This window comes from Microbulbifer maximicatervae (SeqCode), assembly GCF_052467225.1.
This window is the reverse complement of sequence record NZ_CP174303.1, coordinates 4130011-4146974: the sequence shown is the minus strand read 5'-3', so window position 1 is coordinate 4146974 and position 16964 is coordinate 4130011. Positions and strand designations below refer to the sequence as shown.

Sequence of the window (16964 nt, the reverse complement as noted above, 5' to 3'; positions counted from 1 at the left end):
GGCTGGATATGGGAGTTGGGGATGACAGCGCATCAGGCGTCAACGAGTGACCGTGAGCTGGTAGAACGGGTACAAAAAGGGGACAAACGCGCTTTTGACCTTCTTGTACTCAAGTACCAGCACAAAATTGTTGCTGTAGTGAGTCGGTTCATTAAGGACCACAGTGAAGTACAGGATGTAACCCAAGAAGCTTTTATTAAGGCTTATCGTGCTCTTGCCAATTTTCGCGGCGAGAGTGCTTTTTACACCTGGATGTATCGGATTGCGATCAATACCGCCAAGAATCACCTGGTTTCCCGCAGTCGTCGGCCGCCATCTTCCGATGTTGAACTGGAAGATGCTGAGTTTTACTCGGGTGCTGACCTGCTGCGTGACAACGAGACACCTGAAAGTCAGATGTTTCGCGACCAGCTGGAAGCGGCGGTGCATCGCGCTATTCGCGCACTGCCAGAGGATCTGCGCTCAGCGGTAACGCTGAGAGAGCTTGAGGGACTGAGCTACGAGGAAATCGCCGAGGTTATGGGATGCCCGGTGGGAACTGTGCGCTCTAGAATATTTCGCGCACGGGAGGCGATAGACCGGACAGTCCAGGCCGTGATGGCCGGCGAGCCGGAAACACTGGGTGACAGGGGTTAAAATTGCGGAAAATTTTCCCAGTCGGGGAAACCAACCGCTCAGACTCCGGTCATAACATGTAACCAAATATGGTGCTTGTGGGCACCGAATAAATGATTGCACAAGAGGGTTAACCCCTATGTCCCACGGGAATCATCAGGAACGTCTTAACGAGTCGCTCTCGGCGCTCATGGATGGCGAAGTCAGCGAACTGGAGCTGCAACGGCTTCTGAAGGCCAGCGCGGCCTCTGAAGAGTTCGGTGAGCGCTGGTCGCGTTACCAACTTGCGGCGAGTGTTATGCGCCGCGAACAGGTCGCGCCGGTCGACATCGGCCTTGCAGCGAGTATTTCTGCCGCCATCGATGAGGAAGAGCCTCTGTCGCAAAACGGCAATGGGGGGGCTGCGGTTACTGGCAATTTGGTCAACAATCGCTGGTGGCGTCCGCTGTCCCGTGGTGCTGTTGCTGCGACGGTGGCTTTTGCTGCCATTTTGGGTGTGCAGCAAATGACAGATTCTCCGCAGAACACCATCCAGGGGGGGAGCCAGCCAGTAGCATCGGTTGAGCGTGAAGCCCAACCAGTGGTTCAGTCTGCTCCGCAGCCTTCCGGTTTTTATGTGCCCGCTCCCTCTACGCGCTCTGTGAGCACTGCGGCTCCCCGCTTTGTACCCGAGCAGCGCACAGGTGTTGTGGGGCAGGCTGTAATACAGCAGGCACCAACCCCCGAGTTGATGCGCCACCTGAATCGCGTAATGATTCAGCACTCAGAACAAGCCGCTCATGTGGGCAGTCAGGGCATGGTGCCTTTTGCTCGCGCCACTTACGGCGAACAAGTTGGAATGTAGTGTGACGAAAGTCGAAACCAGGGGGCGCCGAATCCTCAGTGGGATTCTCAAGGCCAACGGTCTACTGTTGGCCTCCTCGTTATTGGCACCCATGTCATTTGCCCAGGTTGACGCTGGCGTAGAGCCCAGTGCCCCCACCACTATCAATCTCGATATGAGTACTGCTCCCGCAGCAGCCCCGGCTGTTGTGGAAGTTGCTATGACGGACGGGGGCTCGGGAGAGGTGGAAAGTCCCGCTGCGGTACCGGCCGTTCCAGCAACTGCAACTCCAGAAAGTGCTGTTGGCGGCGTGCCGGCGCAAGAGGCGGTGACATCTGGCGTAGTTAACCTCAACCCTGCAGCGCAGAGCGGCATGGTAAGCCCGGGTGTGGTGAGTAATAACGAGGTTGAGCATTGGCTAGCCAAGTTGGCAAAGGCAGTAACTGAGCTTGAATACAGTGGTCTGGTGACCTTTGAGCATGCGGGCCTCCTGGAGACCTTGCAAGTGGTTCACGCGGTTCGAGAAGGTGAGCAGGTAGAGCGCGTGCGCTACCTCAGTGGTGAGCCCAGAGAGTTGATCAGCCACGGCAGTGCCGGAAATTGCGATGTCAGTGCTTCGCCAAGAAATCGTGCTACAGCATGGAACTCGGCGGGCCAACAACAGGCTCAGCGCGCCTACCAATTTATCTTGCGGGGTGAGGAGCGAATCGCGGATCGCGATGCTGTTGTGATTGAGGCGCGACCTAGGGATCGCTATCGCCTGGGCTTGGTAGTGAGTCTCGATAAACAGACTGGGCTGCCGTTGAAGACCATGCTGGTTAGCACCCAGGGCCGCGTACTGGAGCGTTACCAGTTTGTACAACTGGATCTCTCCCCTGTAGAGGATGCCGCACTACAGGCGGTCTCCAATAATGCCCGGCGCATCGATAATCGGAATGAGTGTACGGCTTCACAGAGCCGCTGGCAGGTGGGCTGGTTGCCCGATGGTTTCCGGGTAGTGTCCGTCAAGCCCTTATCTGATGGCGATATGATGGTGTTTAGCGACGGGCTGGGAGTGTTCTCTGTATTTGTCCAGCGCCTCGGTCCAGAACTTGAGGGTTTTAAAGGCCGCGCAATCCGCGGAGCCACAACAGCCTATATGGACCGTCTGGAAATTGAAGGTGTTGCTTACACTGTAACAGTGGTGGGTGAAATCCCCGAAACTACAGCGCGCCGTGTCGCCAGCTCAATTACCGCAAAGAGCTAAGTGAGCATATAGGTGCTTCAAGAGCGTGGTCGGGTGGTGGCCATAGAGTCCGATGCTATCTGGGTGGAGACCGCCCAGAGTAGCGCCTGTAATGGCTGTTCTACCAAGTCCAGCTGTGGGACTGGATTGCTGGGCGATCTGTTTTCTTCTTCGACCCGCGTTAAAGTAGCTCTCAACGGTTTTTCTGCTGATAAAATCCACCTCGATGATGTGGCAGTAATTGGTATTACCGAGAATGCCCTGACCAGTAGTGCCTTGCTGGTTTACCTCGTCCCCTTGATGTCCCTGGTGCTAGTTGCACTGATTGGGGATTCGCTCTTCGCTGAGCCCGGTGCTGTAATCGGGGCCTTGATCGGTCTGGTCTTCGGTGCTTTGGGCGTTCGCTGGTACAGTCGGTCCCAGTCGCAAAACCCCACCTACACCCCTGTACTTCTGCAGATTGAGCCCTCCCAAAAGAAATAGTCCGCCGCCTCCGCCTTCGCCAGCTAGCCCTCGTCTCCCTGACCTAAACTGAGAGTTCCTTTTATCGCCTGGAGGCTCTGTCAATGAGGGCTCGCTGTTTTGATGAGCGCTGGCCTCTACGCACTGCATTTGTCATCTCTCGTGGCGCGCGCACTGAGGCTCAGGTTGTGGTGGTGGAGCTTAGTGATGGTGAAGTCTCTGGCGTCGGTGAGTGCACGCCTTATGCTCGCTATGGAGAAAGTGCTGCCTCTGTTTTGCACCAGCTGCAGCCGATGCTCAAAGAAGTGAGTGATGGGTTGACCCGAGAGCAATTACAGCTGCGTATGCCTGCCGGAGCGGCGCGAAATGCACTGGATTGTGCGCTGGCAGATTGGGAGGCTAAAAAAGCGAGGCGTCTACATCCGGCTCCGGATTTTCTCCCTACCGTACAGACATTAGTTGTTGATAGTCCCGAGGCAATGGCAAGTGCTGCGAAAATTGCTGTGACGGCGGGAGCTGATGTTCTCAAGTTGAAACTTGATGACCAACATGTGCAAGAAAGGGTGTCGGCAGTACGCTCTGCAGCACCGGATGCCAGGTTGGTGATTGATGCCAATGAGGCATGGCGAAAAGAGACCTTGTTACAGAGATGTCATGATTTAAGCGAGCTGGGGGTGGCGATGCTTGAGCAGCCACTTCCTGCGAGTGAAGATGAATTTTTGGAGAACTTTGAACACCCGCTGACGATTTGTGCGGACGAGAGTTGCCATACTCGGGAAGACCTGCCGAAGTTGCTCAAACGCTATGAGATGATCAATATCAAGTTGGACAAAACTGGCGGGATTACCGAGGCCCTGGCACTGGCAGATGAGGCGACTGAACTCGGCCTGGAAATTATGCTGGGATGTATGCTTTGTACCTCTCGGGCTATCCGCGCAGCCTGGCCCTTGGGAAGTCGAGCGAGCTTTCTGGACCTGGATGGGCCCACTTGGCTGGCCCGCGATGTGGAGTCCCCTCTGCGTTTCGAGGCAGGAAGAGTTTATTGGTCGTAAGTCAGCAGATCAATTAGTGCTTGCAGGTAGTCTTCACTTGCCGCATCAGCTGATATTGGGGGGAATTCAAGGGTAATACAGGGCCGTGTTTGTTCTGCGCACCAGGTGCCGAATGATCCTGGGGTCTGGTAACCCACATCCCCAACCAGAGGGAGCTTAAAATCGCTGGCAAGCTGCATTCCCAGAGGGCTGTTGCTGGGGTCCTCGACACAGGCAAGGGGCTCGTGAATGGAAACGGTCCAGGTCGGTCCCAGCTTTGCAAACAGCTGGCAAAGTGCAGAGGTCTCGGGTTCAGAGGCGGCGCTATCACCTGTACTTAACCTAACATCGCGTTTTTCCGCAGCACTATTCCACCGGTAGACATTGCCACTGCCATCCCAATTTGCAGTGGCAAAGTTGCGGTTGAGATCTACGCCGCGTGCATTGGCCCTGGTGCCCAGCTGGCAGCCATCCGGATTGACAGCGAGGATTACGTGATGTCTCAATGAATTGGTGGCGAGGGCCCGCAATGCGCAGGATAGAGCGACGACTGCGGCGACTTCATCACCGTGGGTGCCGGCCATTATGAGGCCGTGGTGGGTGCCGGTTTGCGCGGGAAAATAGAGTAGGGGGGCGCCCAAAACACTTTGGCCGTAGAGCTCGGTGGGCAGGTGAAACTGACCGCGTTCTGGGCGCGGGCGCATTTCGGACATCGTTAACTCTTTACACAGTTTTACAGTCTGTTGTAGAACTTTGGTGACTAGATCGCCACTAAGTCGTTACTGAGAGTCCCTAAGGGGCTGGACAAGCCAAGGCTCGCCCTTGAAAGGACTCGAAAATCCAATGGTTTCATATTAGAAGGGATCACTAGGGGTAACAAACCTATGGTTAAACGTTGTACACAATATCTACTGGTTCTTTGTCTGTTGGTTTCCGGGGCTGCCAGTGCCCGTGGACTACCCGAACTTACGGAGTTAATCGAAGATAACTCTCCGGCAGTCGTCAAAATCAACACGGTTGATCGCAACCGCACTAGTCGCAGTAGCCAGCCGCAGCTTCAACAGGAAATTCCCGATATCTTCCGCCACCTTTTCGAGCCGCGCCAGCGCCAGCAGCGCCCGGTAGCGAGTATGGGGTCCGGCTTTATCATCTCTGAAGACGGTTATATCGTAACCAATAATCACGTGGTCGATGGTGCAGACCAGGTAACCGTTACATTGACTGATCGTCGCGAGTACGAGGCGCAGGTTATTGGCAAGGATGTGCGCTCCGACCTGGCCCTGTTAAAGATCGACGCGGAAGACCTGTCGTCAGTACGCTGGGGGGATTCCGAAGAACTGCAGGTGGGAGAATGGGTTGTCGCTATTGGCTCTCCCTTCGGCTTGGACTACTCCGCAAGCGCCGGGATCGTCAGTGCGATGGGGCGCAGTATCCCCAATGAGAGCCGCGAGAATTACGTTCCTTTTATCCAGACAGATGTCGCAATTAACCCCGGAAATTCCGGAGGCCCGCTGTTTAACCTGGATGGCGAAGTAGTGGGTATCAACTCTCAGATCTATACCCGCAGTGGCGGTTCTATCGGACTCTCTTTCGCTATTCCCGCAAGCCTTGCCCAGGATGTGGTTGCCCAGTTAAAGGAAAAAGGGCGGGTGGATCGAGGATGGCTCGGAGTAGGAATCAGTAATGTCGACCGCAATATGGCGGAAGCCATGGGCCTTGGTAAGCCCGCCGGCGCCCTGATCGATCAGGTGAGTCCTGGGTCGCCCGCAGCTCAAGCGGGAATTATGCCCGGTGATATCATTTTGCGATTCCATGGTCAGAAGATAGGGGTTTTTGGCGACCTGCCGCACGTTGTAGGGCAGATTCGACCGGGTACACAGGCCCAGGTGGAGTTGATCCGCAATCGTAAACCCGAGCGTCTGAGTGTTACTGTCGGCACCCTGCCGGGTTCTGAAGATGAAGCGAGGCAAGTGGCAGCCAATCCCAGCTCTGGAGTGGGTGGGCGCCTGGGTGTCGTGGTTGAGGAAATTCCCGATATCCTGAAGCAGCGCTGGAATGTGGAAACTGGGGTGCTGGTGAAACAAGTGATTCCAGGCAAGCCCGGTGCCAAAGCAGGTTTGCGCAGTGGCGATATCATCGCGCAACTTGGTTTTGAAGAAGTTGGCGACATTAGTGACTACAAAACTGTCGTCAAGGATCTGCCGGAGGATGAGCTATTGCCGATTCGCTTCTTCCGGGCCGGGCAGTCCACTTTCCGTACAATTAAGATCGAAAGCTAGCCGCTTTCCAGCGATTGGTGGCCCATTGGGCCACCTAGCTCTCACCTCTGTCCATGAGTTCTGTTAGACTTGCGCCACACAGTTGGCACTATAGCCAGCTAATCATTTGATTTTGCAAGGGTTTTTATTCCGCAGTGGCCACAGATCTCTCTCATATCCGCAATTTCTCCATTATTGCCCATATCGACCACGGGAAATCTACCCTGGCTGACCGCTTTATCCAGGACTGTGGTGGCCTCTCCGATCGGGAGATGGCTGAACAGGTGCTGGACAGCATGGAGCTCGAGCGCGAGCGTGGGATTACCATCAAGGCGCAGAGTGTGACGCTCGACTATGAAGCGCGCGATGGTAAGACCTATCAGCTGAACTTTATTGATACCCCCGGACACGTGGATTTCTCCTATGAGGTGTCCCGTTCTCTGGCAGCTTGTGAAGGCGCGCTACTGGTGGTAGATGCCGCCCAGGGCGTTGAGGCCCAGTCGGTTGCCAACTGCTATACAGCCATTGAACAGGGGTTGGAAGTTATCCCTGTCTTGAACAAGATGGACTTGCCCCAGGCAGACCCTGAAAAGGTTGCCGAAGAAATTGAAGATATTATCGGTATCGATGCCGCCGAAGCGACTCGTTGCAGTGCTAAGTCTGGCCTCGGTGTTGAGGATGTACTGGAAGATCTGGTGCGCTTGGTACCACCGCCGGAAGGCGATGTCGATGCTCCTCTACAGGCGCTGATTATCGACTCATGGTTTGACAGCTACCTGGGCGTTGTTTCCTTGGTGCGTGTTGTCCAGGGCACCCTGAAAACCAAAGAAAAGATTGTCACCAAATCTATCGGTCGTGCCCATGTTGTGGACAGCGTGGGAATCTTTACACCCAAGCGCCACGAAACCGGTGTGCTTCGCGCAGGTGAAGTGGGCTTTGTGGTGGCAGGGATCAAGGATATTCATGGCGCTCCTGTGGGCGATACGCTGACCCATGCTAAGGGCGCCGATGACATTGATATGCTGCCGGGCTTCCAGAAGGTTAAGCCCCAGGTTTATGCAGGCTTGTTCCCGGTTAGTTCAGACGATTATGAGGCTTTCCGGGATGCGCTGGAGAAGCTGTCGCTGAACGATGCCTCCCTGTTCTACGAACCAGAAACATCCGATGCCCTGGGCTTTGGTTTCCGTTGTGGTTTCCTCGGCATGCTGCATATGGAAATTATCCAGGAACGTCTGGAGCGGGAATACGACCTGGATCTGATTACCACAGCGCCGACCGTGGTTTATGAAGTTGAGCAGTCAGACGGTGAGATAGTGATGGTAGATAATCCATCGCGCTTACCCGATGTAGGCTCCATCGAAGAGATGAGGGAGCCGATTGCCGAGGTGAATATTCTTGTACCTCAGGAGTATTTGGGCAACGTCATCACTTTGTGTGTTGAAAAACGCGGTATTCAAAAAGACATGCAATACGTAGGTTCACAAGTGTCCCTGCGCTATGAACTGCCAATGAGCGAAGTGGTTATGGACTTCTTCGACCGCCTCAAATCCGTAAGCCGCGGCTTTGCCTCTTTGGATTACAGCTTTGTCCGCTTTGAAGCGGCCAAGTTGGTGCGACTGGATATCCTGATTAATGGTGACCGGGTGGATGCTCTGGCGCTGATTGTCCACCGCGATAATGCGCAGCAGAAAGGCCGCGCTATGGCGGAAAAGATGAAAGAGCTGATTCCCCGTCAGATGTTTGATGTGGCGATCCAGGCGGCTATTGGTGGTCAGGTAGTTTCGAGAACCACGGTGAAGGCGCTGCGCAAAAACGTGACAGCTAAATGTTACGGTGGTGATGTTACTCGTAAGAAGAAGCTGCTGGAGAAGCAGAAAGCGGGTAAGCGCAGAATGAAGCAGTTGGGCCGTGTTGAAGTGCCGCAGGAGGCATTCCTGGCGGTACTGAAGGTGGATCAGTAGGGTTTCGGCCCTACGCCACGACGAAAAATAAGGGATAGTAGAGAAAAGTAATGGATATAAATTTACCTCTGATTCTGCTGTGGTTGGTTGTGATTAGTGGCGGAATCTGGTTAGTTGACAGTCTGTTTTTCGCCCGTCAACGCAAGAAGAATGTCGGGGACCAGCAAGAAGATCCGATCGTTGTCGAGTACGCGAAGTCTTTCTTCCCGATTCTGGCGATCGTATTTGTTCTGCGCTCTTTTATTGTCGAGCCCTTCCAGATTCCTTCAGGTTCAATGATTCCAACATTGGAAGTCGGGGATTTTATTCTGGTCAACAAGTATGCCTATGGTGTGCGCTTGCCAGTGTCCCGAACCAAGGTAATGGATGTGGGTGAGCCCAAGCGCGGCGATGTCATGGTGTTCTTTCCGCCCCACAATAACGATACCTACTACATCAAGCGGGTGATTGGATTACCCGGTGACAAGATAGAACTGAAGAACAATGTGCTCTATGTCAACGGTGAAATGGCTCGCCAAGAACTGATTCGGGCTATCCCGCCGAGTAACCCGCAAACAGAAGTCATGTGGGAAGATCTCGATGGCTATCGCCATGAGATGCAGAAAAGTGTCCGTCCCCGGCAGTACAGTAACTTTAGTGGTGTAGTGCCGGAAGGGCATTATTTTATGATGGGCGATAACCGCGATAACAGCCTCGATAGCCGGGAGTGGGGCTTTGTCCCAGAGAAGGATATCGTCGGCAAAGCTTTCGCCATTTGGATGCACTGGGACAAATTGCTCAGTTTGCCCAGCTTTAAGCGTGTAGGCTCAATCCAATAAAGAAACCAGCCGGGCGTTAGCCCGGTTATGTATAAAGGATAGAGGGCATAGTTATGGGTAGTAAACTCAACCTTTCACTGCAGCAGCAGCGCGGTATGAGCTACTGGGGTTGGCTGCTGATTATCGCGATGTTGGGATTTGCTTTGACCTGTGTGTCCAAGATGGCACCGGCCTACCTAGATGCTCGTTACGTTAACGAAGGGCTAAAAAATCTAGGTCAAAACCCAAATCTGGAAAGTATGACCACGGGTCAAATCAAAAAAGAGCTGAACCGTTTTTTCCAGGTTAATAATGTGCGCGGAGAACCCACTAAATCCGTGCAGGTAGTTCGCGGCGCAAAGGGATCTGTGGTGAGCATCAACTACGAACTGCGCCAGCCACTGATATACAACGTGGATGTTGTGATGAAGTTTAATAAACAGCTCGACACTGCGAAGCCGGAGCTTTGCTGTGATGCGCTGATCGATCTGGAGCAATTCCGCAAACGTGACTGATCTTTTATTGGAACGCCTTTGCAAGCGCCTCGGCCATGATTTTGATCAAGCCGAGCTGCTTGAGTTGGCTCTTACTCACCGATCCCACGGGAGTCGTAATAATGAGCGCCTGGAGTTTCTCGGCGACTCGATACTCGGGTTCACTATCGGCGCGGCACTTTACGAGCAGTTCCCCAACGGGCGCGAGGGGCAGTTGAGCCGCTTGAGGGCACAATTGGTTAGCGGAGAAACCCTGGCAAAACTTGCCCGGGAGTTGGAAATTGGCGATTGCCTGCGCCTCGGTGAAGGTGAAATGAAGAGTGGCGGCTTTCGTCGGGCATCGATTCTGGCCGATGCCGTAGAGGCTCTTATTGGGGCCATCTATCTGGATGCCGGTTTGGAGGCTGCGCGCGCCCGGGTACTTGAGTGGTTTGCATTGCGCTTGCAGGGCCTATCATTAGAGACTGTGAAGGATCCCAAAACCCGCTTGCAGGAGTGGCTGCAGGCGCGTAAAAAACCTCTGCCGGAATATAAAGTCGTAGATGTTTCTGGCGCTGAACACGCCCAGCATTTTGTAGTGGAGTGCCGTGTCAGTGGCCTTACACAGCCCGTAAAAGGCGAAGCCAGCAGTCGCCGTAATGCTGAAAAGACTGCGGCGGTGGAAGCTTATAAGCTCCTCACCGGGCAGGACTAACCTTACAATAGAAACGACGCGCCGGATCCATTTCCCGCATCGTAATGATAGCCCCCTGTATCACTGGGGGCGCTTCTGGCTCCGGGGCTTCCCGGAGACCTCCAACTCTTTCGGAGAAATTTCTTGAGCGAACAACCTTCTCGCTGTGGCTATGTCGCGATTGTCGGCCGCCCCAATGTGGGAAAATCCACACTGTTGAACCACCTGCTGGGGCAGAAACTCGCGATTACTTCGCGCAAGCCGCAGACCACCCGCCACAATATGCTCGGTATTAAAACCGAAGGTCCAAACCAGATTATTTTTGTCGATACTCCGGGTCTGCACTCCGATCAAGAAAAAGCGATTAACCGCTATATGAATCGAGCGGCTGCCAGCGCTGCGCGGGACGTGGATGTAGTGGTGTTTGTTGTAGAGCGCACTCGTTGGAGTGAGGCAGACCAGTTGGTGGCAGATAAGCTGCGAGGTATTAAATGCCCATTAATTATCGCCGTGAACAAGGTGGATCAGCTCGAGGATAAAGCTGATCTACTGCCCCAGCTACAAGCCCTGGCTGAGGAGCATCCAAAAGCTGAAATTGTTCCCATATCAGCCTTGCGCAACGTAAATCTGGATACTCTGGAAGAGGTTATTCTAAAGCACTTGCCTGAGGGGCAGCATTTCTTCCCCGAAGATCAAGTGACTGACCGCAGCTCGCGCTTTCTCGCAGCAGAAATTGTTCGCGAAAAGATTATGCGTCAACTGGGTGCCGAGGTTCCCTACCAAGTTACTGTGGAGGTAGAGGAGTTTGCCCAAGAGGGTAAGGTCTTGCATATCAGCGCTGCTATTTTGGTTGAGCGGGCAGGCCAAAAACGTATCATCATTGGAAATAAGGGCGAGCGAATCAAACAGATTGGCAGCCAGGCTAGAGAAGATATGGAGCGCTTGTTTGATAGCAAGATAATGCTCAATTTGTGGGTGAAGGTGAAATCTGGCTGGTCTGATGATGAGCGGGCTCTGCGCAGTCTCGGTTATAGAGACGAGTAATCATCAGGGTAATTTCCCCTGAACCTATGAAAACGCCTCAACCGCCTCAACCCGCGTATATCCTCCATTCGCGGCCCTACAAAGACTCCAGCTTGATCCTGGAGCTTTTCACTCCCGATTACGGTCGACTGGGCTGTGTCGCCCGTGGGGCCCGCCGTGACAAGCAACGCCGCCAGCAAGCGTTGCAGCCCTTCACCCCGTTGCTTGTCACATTGATGGGAGCGGGTTCACTTAAAACACTCGGTCCAGTCGAGAATGTTGGTGTACCACTATGGCTCAAGAGCCGAGCGGTTTATGCGGGCCTTTATGCCAATGAACTGATGGTAAGGCTCCTTCCCGAGGGCGAGGCGCATTACACGCTGTTTGCAGCTTATCAGAGCCTGCTGGAATCTCTGTCTCAGCTGGAGGGACTCTACAACGCTGAACTGGAAGGTCCGCTTCGTCGCTTTGAGTTACAACTGCTCCTGGAGCTCGGTACCTGCCCGTCCCTCAATATTAGCGGCCCGCAAGGAGACCCTGTAAGTGAAGATGGGGTTTATCGCCTGGATGATGAGTGGGGTTTAATTCCTGTTCACCGCTCCAAAGATGAGAGCCTGGGAGAGTATTTTTTTTCGGGTGCCGAACTATTGGGGATGGACAGCGCTATGAATGGGGGTGGCTGGTCAGGTGAGGCTTTAGCACCTGCAAAGCGCCTTACACGATTATTGTTGAGGAAAGTATTGGGGGATAAGCCTTTGCAGAGCAGAGAGCTTTTTCGACAGGTTTACGGAAAAAAATGATTGTTAGTATTGGCACCGATATTTGTAACTACGACCGTATCGAGGTGGCGTGGCAGCGCTTTGGTGATCGCTTTGTTGAGCGTGTTCTTAACAGTGCGGAGAGGAAGGACTTTTATGCTATGGCTGAGCCCATCCGTGCTGCATATCTGTGCAAGCGATTTGCGGCGAAGGAGGCTGTAGCCAAGGCCTTGGGCACTGGGATTGGTGAAGGGGTTTCCTGGCAAGACATCGATGTCCGTCGCCGCAAGGGCGCTGCACCGCAGGTGGTGCTGGCGGGCGCAGCTGAGGAGAGGGCCGAAAAACTTGGTGTGGACAGAATCCACCTCAGCCTGTCTGATGAAAAAGACTCGGCCCTGGCATTCGTCGTATTTGAATCCTGCTAGGCAACTACCTCCAGGCCAAAGAGCGCATCCAAGTCCTGTTCAGAAGCCCACTCGCGCAGGGCCCGGATCTCCCTGAGAACAGCATTGAGTTTGCGCTGGTCAAAGGCTTGGGCATCGGAGCCTTGGATAGTGCGCAATGCCTCTTGTAACACGCAAGTTGATTCTCTCAAACGTGAAACTCCGCAATAGCAGCAGCCACCGTGCATGCGATGAGTGAGTTCGAACATGCCCTTGTAATCCCCAAGGTTGTACAACCTTTCCAGCTCTCTCTCATCTGAACTGAGACCGTCAATCAACATGCGCAGCATGTCCCTGGCCAGCTTGGCATCCCCGTTGGCGAGGGTCAGGCATTCGCCAATGTCTACCAGGCGCATCTCTTCAATCTTCACTTTTTCTGCGGCCTGGGGAGTGATGATCTTAAGCCAGCGCTTGATCATATGGGAGAGCTGGGCCTCGCTAACAGGCTTGCTTAAGTAGTCGTCCAGTCCCGCAGACAGCAGGCGTGCTTTTTCTTCGGCGCCGGCGTGGGCGGTAAGGGCAATGATTGGAGTACGGCGGCCGGTCTCCTGCTCACGAATCAGGCGTGTAGCTTCGATACCATCCATCTCGGGCATTTGAATATCCATAAACACCAGGTCGAAAGCTCCCTGCTGCCAGAGCTGTAGAGCTTCTTCGCCGCTTGCTGCAATAACGACTTCTACATCTTGTGCTCGCAGAAGTTCGCCGACCAGTCGGCGGTTTGCCGCGTGGTCATCCACTGCCAGCACACGCGGTGGTGCGGGCCACGGTAGCGCCTGTACCCCGCCACTAACCCGTTGTTGCCCCTGCTGTGGTACTGCTCGTTTCAGGGATCGCAGCAAATTGTCTCGGGTGACGGGTTTGCTAAGGAAAGTGAGAGTGCGGGTGCGCAGTTGGTCGTAGCAGCGACGCAATTCAGCGGGTGGGCCCAGTACGATCACGCGGCACTGATAGGTATCAACCAGCGACTGCACTTTGCTACTGAAATTATCAAAGTCACCTTTGGCAGTAGCTGTATCGATAATAACCGCATCCGGTAAGGCATCGTGCCGCCACATTTGCTCGATTGCCGGTTGCAGAGTATCGGTATCGCCGAGTTCTATGGGCTCCACTTGCCATTGGCTGAGTAGCTGGGCTACCTGGGTCCGTGTAACTGGGTTGGGGTCTGCAAGTAAAATTCGGCAGCCAGGATATTGAATACGCGGATACATGCCTCGATTGCGTTCAGCCTGGAGGGAAATTTGCACCCAACAGGTGTTGCCGTCATTGGCTGTTTCTTCAATACCTGTGCAGCCGCTCATCCTCTCAACTAGGCTGCGGGCTATAGACATCCCTAAACCATTTGCGCTGATTTGTTGGGTGAGCTGTGGGGACTTGCTGGTGAGGATGTTCTCAATTTCACGGCGACCAGCCTCGTCAATACGGTTACCCAGGCCGGTAACCGAAATACGGAGTACAAGTTCTGAGTTATTAATGCTATGTACTGACAGGCGCACAGGGATATTGCCATTTGCTGAGCTGCGCACCGCGTTACCGATCAAGTTTGTAAGTATTTGCTTAATTCGTAACGGGTCTCCGATTAAAGTGGGAGGGAGTTGAGAATCGATCAAGGGCACCAGTTCCAGATGGTGCTCATAGGCGTTTGGGGCCAGTATTTGCAGGGTCTCTTCAAGTAGTAAGCCAAGGTCCATAGGGATATGGTCAAGGACCAGATTGCCGGACTCAATGCGGGAAAAGTCCAGGATGTCGTTGATGGTAGTCAACAGGTTTTCCGATGAACGTAAAATGGTTTGCAGGTAATCCTGCTGTAGCTCATCAATTCCAGTTTTTAACAACAGGTTGGTAAAACCGATAATGCCATTTAAAGGTGTGCGAATCTCGTGACTGGTATTGGCGAGAAACGTCGATTTAATCCTGCTTGCTTCCTGCGCCCTTTTACGTGCTAAGTCCAGCTCAATATTTTGTTCTTCCATACTGTCCAGGGATTGGCGCAGGTCATCCATAGACTGGAGTAAGTTGGCTTTGTATTCCTGTTGGTAACTGGACAGGTTTTCAGCCATCTCGTTAATTTGGTTTCCCAGTTGAGCGAGTTCTCGATTCTCCGTTTCATGGGTGCGTCGATCAAATTCACCTCTGCCAATCGCCTCCAGAGTATGCCCCATTCTAATCAGGCTGTGAGCAAAGCGCTCAGACATGATGACCGACCAGGCCAGCGCGGCTAGGGTACAGAGAATCAACCCCACCAAGCCTACGAGTAAAACTTGGTAAGTTCCCACCAGGAAATAGGGGCGATGTAGCTCAATACTTATCCAGCAGGTGGTGATATCGCCTTTCAGTGGCTGTAAAACCTGAAGGGTCTCATCATCTTCAAAAATAAAGGGTTCGCGCTTGTTAAGGGTGTCCCTGCTAATGGGGGTGCGTGGACGCGGGCCGACACTGGCCAGCAAGCTGAGTCCGGTGCTGGGGTTGAGGGTTAGCTTGGGGCTGGGTTCGGTGGAGTAGACATGAACAGATCTGACCATATCTTTTTCCAGCATAAGCGCCAGCAAACTTTTACGCAGCCATTCCATTCTAAGTTCAGCTGGATGGCCCCCGCTCATCTCAATTAGTTCAGCTAGCTGTTCGGCGCTGGCTCGACCGTGGCTTAATAGCAATTGGCGACGATCGTGCATTTGCTGCAGGGTGAAAACGAGAGCGAGGAGCAAGGACAGAATTAGTGCGGGTGCTACAGTAAGGCGAAATACCAGGGTTCGTAAGGATCGAGGTTGCTCTGGTTCCTCGATTGAGAGAATAGGGTTGCCTGGGGCCATGTTAAGAGGGGCCTTGTACGATTGTTTTTCCCTCATTTTACCGTCATGTACATCTGAGCGCACTCATTCACTTATCAGAAAATGCTTCTTTTTTGTCACAATATGCGCGTTTTAGAGGCTCAAAGATTCACTTTGCCAAAATTAGATAGCGCGGCATAGCCATCTGAATAATACCGCTTCAGGTATAACTCCCTTAATAACCTGGGTAGGGAGTAGACCAAAGTAGACGGTATTTAGTGCATAGTACCGCTTGCTGTACACTTGGCTCCCGCGAGATTTTTCTGGAATTTATTGCATTATGGATTATCCAACAATTGCTGACTGCGTAGGCAATACCCCGCTGGTTAAACTACAGCGCCTGCCAGGTGATACCAGTAATACTGTTTTGCTCAAGCTGGAAGGCAATAACCCTGCGGGTTCGGTAAAAGACCGCCCGGCACTTTCAATGATCAACCATGCGGAAGCTGCAGGATATATTTCTCCGGGAGATACCCTGATTGAAGCGACCAGCGGTAATACGGGAATTGCCCTGGCAATGGCTGCAGCGATTAAGGGCTATCAAATGATATTGATTATGCCCGACAGTGCTACAGAGGAGCGCAAGGCTTCAATGACAGCTTATGGCGCTGAGTTGATATTGGTTAGCGCTGAAGAAGGTATGGAGGGTGCGCGGGACTTAGCTTTGCAAATGCAAGAGGATAAGAAAGGATTGGTACTGAACCAGTTTGCCAATAGCGATAATCCCCTGGCTCACTATGAGGGAACCGGTTCGGAGATTTGGCAGCAGACCTCTGGAACGGTGACTCACTTTGTCTCCTCAATGGGTACAACCGGTACCATTATGGGATGCGGGCGTTACTTGAAGGAGCAAAATCCCGATATTCAAATCGTTGGATTGCAGCCAACTGAAGGCTCCAGTATTCCGGGGATTCGCCGTTGGCCGGAGGCATACTTACCTAAGATTTTTGTTCCTGAACAAGTGGATATGGTCATGGATATGGACCAGCGAGAAGCTGAGGATATGACTCGCAGGCTGGCGAAAGAAGAGGGTATTTTTTGTGGCGTTTCCTCTGGAGGGGCGGTAGCCGGTGCTTTAAGGCTGTCTGCGCAGCTAGAAAATGCGACGATTGTTGCAATTGTCTGTGATCGTGGAGATCGTTATTTATCTTCAGGACTTTTTGCCTCCCCAAAATAGTTCTTACTTTTATTCTCTAATTTATCTTATTTTATTGATCAATGCTGGAAATAAAGTGCTTTAACTCCAGCATTGTGCCTGATATCTACTAGCAAAAACTTTGTGAGATTCGCAGCTTTGTAAAGTGATTCGCCAATCAATTTACAATCATCTCTTTTGCCCCTTTTTTTGGGGGGAGCCTCTAATCCTCCTGCTATATGTGCATTGCCAGTTAAAAAAAGCAATAACTAAGCCGGTAAATACAAAAAACTGATAGTTTGTAAAGTTCGGTAAAGCCTTGTTTTGTGTTCATGTAGAGGTGGAGAAATTCACTTTTAAGTAACAAATGCAACCTGTTCACTTCTCTCGATATTCCCCAATATCACAATTTTAGTTTTCTATAGGCATTGGTTTTCC

General features: G+C 52.8%; 16 protein-coding genes. 14 read left to right on the top strand and 2 right to left on the bottom strand.

Translation table 11 applies throughout. The features are described 5' to 3' along the window. Positions 1–21 precede the first annotated feature (21 nt). The 5 genes from rpoE to ycjG all read left to right on the top strand — a co-directional run bounded on the left by rpoE (position 22) and on the right by ycjG (position 4177). Positions 22–636, top strand: a complete 615-nt coding sequence (gene rpoE, locus ACJJIZ_RS17780; RefSeq protein WP_282931954.1) for an RNA polymerase sigma factor RpoE — start codon at positions 22–24, stop codon at positions 634–636. A gap of 118 nt (positions 637–754) precedes the next feature. After that, positions 755–1459, top strand: coding sequence for a sigma-E factor negative regulatory protein (locus ACJJIZ_RS17775; protein ID WP_444914325.1), 705 nt, complete (start codon positions 755–757; stop codon positions 1457–1459). 1 nt (position 1460) lies between these two features. After that, positions 1461–2684, top strand: coding sequence for a MucB/RseB family sigma factor regulatory protein (locus tag ACJJIZ_RS17770; protein WP_444914324.1), 1224 nt, complete (start codon positions 1461–1463; stop codon positions 2682–2684). Between the two features lie 12 nt (positions 2685–2696). Then, complete coding sequence (locus ACJJIZ_RS17765; protein WP_444914323.1) at positions 2697–3146, top strand: SoxR reducing system RseC family protein; 450 nt, start codon at positions 2697–2699, stop codon at positions 3144–3146. An 83-nt stretch (positions 3147–3229) separates the two neighbouring features. Next, positions 3230–4177, top strand: a complete 948-nt coding sequence (gene ycjG / locus ACJJIZ_RS17760) for an L-Ala-D/L-Glu epimerase (protein WP_444914322.1) — start codon at positions 3230–3232, stop codon at positions 4175–4177. On the opposite strand, the gene mpaA is transcribed toward ycjG, so the two are convergent. Next, on the bottom strand, positions 4165–4869 hold the full coding sequence (mpaA, locus tag ACJJIZ_RS17755) for a murein tripeptide amidase MpaA (protein WP_444914321.1): 705 nt from the start codon (positions 4867–4869) through the stop codon (positions 4165–4167). The genes ycjG and mpaA overlap by 13 nt on opposite strands. A 171-nt stretch (positions 4870–5040) precedes the next feature. Between mpaA and ACJJIZ_RS17750 the strand changes: the two genes are divergently transcribed. The 8 genes from ACJJIZ_RS17750 (at position 5041) to acpS (ending at position 12545) form a co-directional block, all read left to right on the top strand. Then, entirely contained in the window at positions 5041–6435 is a 1395-nt protein-coding gene (locus ACJJIZ_RS17750; protein ID WP_413662747.1) for a Do family serine endopeptidase, read from the top strand. A gap of 134 nt (positions 6436–6569) precedes the next feature. Further along, positions 6570–8375: a translation elongation factor 4 gene (gene lepA / locus ACJJIZ_RS17745; protein WP_413662746.1), complete on the top strand. Its 1806-nt coding sequence runs from the start codon at positions 6570–6572 to the stop codon at positions 8373–8375. A 50-nt stretch (positions 8376–8425) separates the two neighbouring features. After that, positions 8426–9193 carry a signal peptidase I gene (lepB, locus tag ACJJIZ_RS17740; RefSeq protein WP_413662745.1) on the top strand — a complete coding sequence of 256 codons (768 nt, stop codon included), beginning with the start codon at positions 8426–8428 and terminating at the stop codon, positions 9191–9193. Positions 9194–9246: 53 nt separating this feature from the next. Next, entirely contained in the window at positions 9247–9687 is a 441-nt protein-coding gene (locus tag ACJJIZ_RS17735; protein ID WP_444914320.1) for a DUF4845 domain-containing protein, read from the top strand. Further along, on the top strand, positions 9680–10360 hold the full coding sequence (rnc, locus tag ACJJIZ_RS17730; protein WP_282931964.1) for a ribonuclease III: 681 nt from the start codon (positions 9680–9682) through the stop codon (positions 10358–10360). The genes ACJJIZ_RS17735 and rnc overlap by 8 nt, the downstream gene beginning before the upstream one ends. A gap of 123 nt (positions 10361–10483) precedes the next feature. After that, positions 10484–11383 carry a GTPase Era gene (era, locus tag ACJJIZ_RS17725; RefSeq protein ID WP_282931965.1) on the top strand — a complete coding sequence of 300 codons (900 nt, stop codon included), beginning with the start codon at positions 10484–10486 and terminating at the stop codon, positions 11381–11383. 26 nt (positions 11384–11409) lie between these two features. Continuing rightward, positions 11410–12162 carry a DNA repair protein RecO gene (recO, locus tag ACJJIZ_RS17720; RefSeq protein ID WP_444914319.1) on the top strand — a complete coding sequence of 251 codons (753 nt, stop codon included), beginning with the start codon at positions 11410–11412 and terminating at the stop codon, positions 12160–12162. Next, positions 12159–12545 (top strand): holo-ACP synthase, encoded by a 387-nt coding sequence (acpS, locus tag ACJJIZ_RS17715; RefSeq protein WP_282931967.1) that lies wholly within the window; start codon positions 12159–12161, stop codon positions 12543–12545. The genes recO and acpS overlap by 4 nt, the downstream gene beginning before the upstream one ends. Here the strand turns inward: acpS and ACJJIZ_RS17710 are convergent. After that, positions 12542–15373, bottom strand: coding sequence for a response regulator (locus ACJJIZ_RS17710; RefSeq protein ID WP_444914318.1), 2832 nt, complete (start codon positions 15371–15373; stop codon positions 12542–12544). The two genes, acpS and ACJJIZ_RS17710, sit on opposite strands and share 4 nt — an antisense overlap. Positions 15374–15671: 298 nt before the next feature. Between ACJJIZ_RS17710 and cysM the strand changes: the two genes are divergently transcribed. Continuing rightward, entirely contained in the window at positions 15672–16568 is an 897-nt protein-coding gene (gene cysM, locus ACJJIZ_RS17705) for a cysteine synthase CysM (protein ID WP_444914317.1), read from the top strand. The last annotated feature ends 396 nt before the right edge of the window (positions 16569–16964 follow it).